Genomic DNA, 2,500 nt, shown 5'->3' with positions numbered 1-2,500 from the left:
ACACTTACTGGAGGACCGAACCCACATCCGTTGAAAAGGATCGGGATGAGCTGTGCCTAGGGGTGAAAGGCCAATCAAACTCGGAGATAGCTGGTTCTCTGCGAAATCTATTTAGGTAGAGCGTCATCCGAATACCCCGGGGGGTAGAGCACTGGATGGGTAATGGGGCCCCACAGGCTTACTGATCCTAACCAAACTCCGAATACCCGGGAGTACTAGATGGCAGACACACTGCGGATGCTAACGTCCGTAGTGGAGAGGGAAACAACCCTGACCTACAGCTAAGGCCCCCAATTCATGGCTAAGTGGGAAAGCAGGTGGGACGACCAAAACAACCAGGAGGTTGGCTTAGAAGCAGCCATCCTTTAAAGATAGCGTAACAGCTCACTGGTCTAAATAAGTTGTCCTGCGGCGAAGATGTAACGGGGCTCAAGCCATGAGCCGAAGCTTAGGATGCCGTAAGGCATGGTAGCAGAGCGTAGTGTGACATAGAACTCATCCGTATTTGCATCCCTAGTGGGTGTAATGACGGATAGAGTTCTTTCGATGAAGCCGGCCTGTGAGGGATCCGGTGGAGAGATCACTAGTGAGAATGATGACATGAGTAGCGACAAAGAGTGTGAGAGACACTCTCGCCGAAAGTCCAAGGGTTCCTGCTTAAAGCTAATCTGAGCAGGGTAAGCCGGCCCCTAAGCCGAGGCCGAAAGGCGTAGGCGATGGGAACTAGGTTAATATTCCTAGGCCAGGAGGATGTGACGGATCACAGGTGTAGTTCAATCTTATCGGATTGATTGGGCTGCTGAGTGGTTCCTGGAAATAGCCCTCCATCAGACCGTACCCTAAACCGACACAGGTGGACTGGTAGAGCATACCAAGGCGCTTGAGAGAACGATGTTGAAGGAACTCGGCAAAATACCTCCGTAAGTTCGCGAGAAGGAGGCCCGGTTCCTAGGCAACTAGGGGCTGGGGGCACAAACCAGGGGGTGGCGACTGTTTATTAAAAACACAGGGCTCTGCGAAGTCGCAAGACGACGTATAGGGTCTGACGCCTGCCCGGTGCCTGAAGGTTAAAAGGAGAGGTGAGAGCCTTGAATTGAAGCCCAGGTAAACGGCGGCCGTAACTATAACGGTCCTAAGGTAGCGAAATTCCTTGTCGGGTAAGTTCCGACCTGCACGAATGGCGTAACGACTTCCCCGCTGTCTCCAACATCGACTCAGCGAAATTGAATTGCCTGTCAAGATGCAGGCTTCCCGCGGTTAGACGGAAAGACCCCGTGCACCTTTACTACAGCTTCGCACTGGCATCAGGATTGTGATGTGCAGGATAGGTGGTAGGCTTTGAAGCGGAAACGCAAGTATCCGTGGAGCCTCCCTTGAGATACCACCCTTCGCACTCTTGATGTCTAACCGCGGTCCGTTATCCGGATCCGGGACCCTGCGTGGCGGGTAGTTTGACTGGGGCGGTCGCCTCCTAAAGCGTAACGGAGGCGCGCGAAGGTTGGCTCAGAGCGGTCGGAAATCGCTCGTTGAGTGCAATGGCAGAAGCCAGCCTGACTGCGAGACTGACAAGTCGAGCAGAGTCGAAAGACGGCCATAGTGATCCGGTGGTCCCGAGTGGAAGGGCCATCGCTCAACGGATAAAAGGTACGCCGGGGATAACAGGCTGATACTGCCCAAGAGTCCATATCGACGGCAGTGTTTGGCACCTCGATGTCGGCTCATCTCATCCTGGGGCTGGAGCAGGTCCCAAGGGTACGGCTGTTCGCCGTTTAAAGAGGTACGTGAGCTGGGTTTAGAACGTCGTGAGACAGTTCGGTCCCTATCTGCCGTGGGTGTAGGAGACTTGAGAGGAGTTGCCCCTAGTACGAGAGGACCGGGGTGAACGATCCACTGGTGGACCAGTTGTCGTGCCAACGGCAGTGCTGGGTAGCTATGATCGGACAGGATAACCGCTGAAGGCATCTAAGCGGGAAGCCCCCCTCAAAACAAGGTCTCCCTGAGGGCCGTGGAAGACCACCACGTCAATAGGCCGGAGATGTAAGCGCAGTAATGCGTTCAGTTGACCGGTACTAATCGCCCGATAGGCTTGATTTGATCCAGTAATGGAAAGACAAGACCAAAGCATACACCAACCTTGAGTTGGACAACGTTGATCTGATTATACAGCCGAGTGGCACCGCGCATTTGCACGCAAATACGCTGCCTGCCACCACGTCGCTTTCCTGCAAAGCAGGAAAGTCGACATGGGATTTTCCTCGGTTTGGTGGTCATAGCGCAAGTGAAACACCCGGTCCCATCCCGAACCCGGAAGTTAAGCACTGCCGCGCCAATGGTACTTGGGCTTAAGCCCCGGGAGAGTAGGTCACCGCCAAACCTAGTAAAATCCCCCAATCTCTCTAACGATGATACAAATCTGACTCTGACGCGGGATGGAGCAGCCCGGTAGCTCGTCAGGCTCATAACCTGAAGGTCGCAGGTTCAAATCCTGCTCCCGCAACCA

General features: G+C 54.2%; 1 tRNA gene and 2 rRNA genes (1 of these 3 cut by a window edge). All 3 read left to right on the top strand.

Going from position 1 to position 2,500, the window contains the following annotated elements:
* Positions 1 to 2,094 (top strand): 23S ribosomal RNA (locus ABLN94_RS24375); it begins 737 nt to the left of the window's first position.
* Positions 2,095 to 2,259: 165 nt separating this feature from the next.
* Positions 2,260 to 2,374 (top strand): 5S ribosomal RNA (gene rrf / locus ABLN94_RS24370).
* Positions 2,375 to 2,423: 49 nt separating this feature from the next.
* A tRNA-Met gene (locus tag ABLN94_RS24365) sits at positions 2,424 to 2,500 on the top strand.

Origin of the sequence: Ruegeria sp. SCP11, from assembly GCF_040329455.1 — a bacterium.
GTDB lineage: Bacteria > Pseudomonadota > Alphaproteobacteria > Rhodobacterales > Rhodobacteraceae > Ruegeria > Ruegeria atlantica_E.
This window is presented reverse-complemented; position numbering and strand designations above follow the sequence as displayed.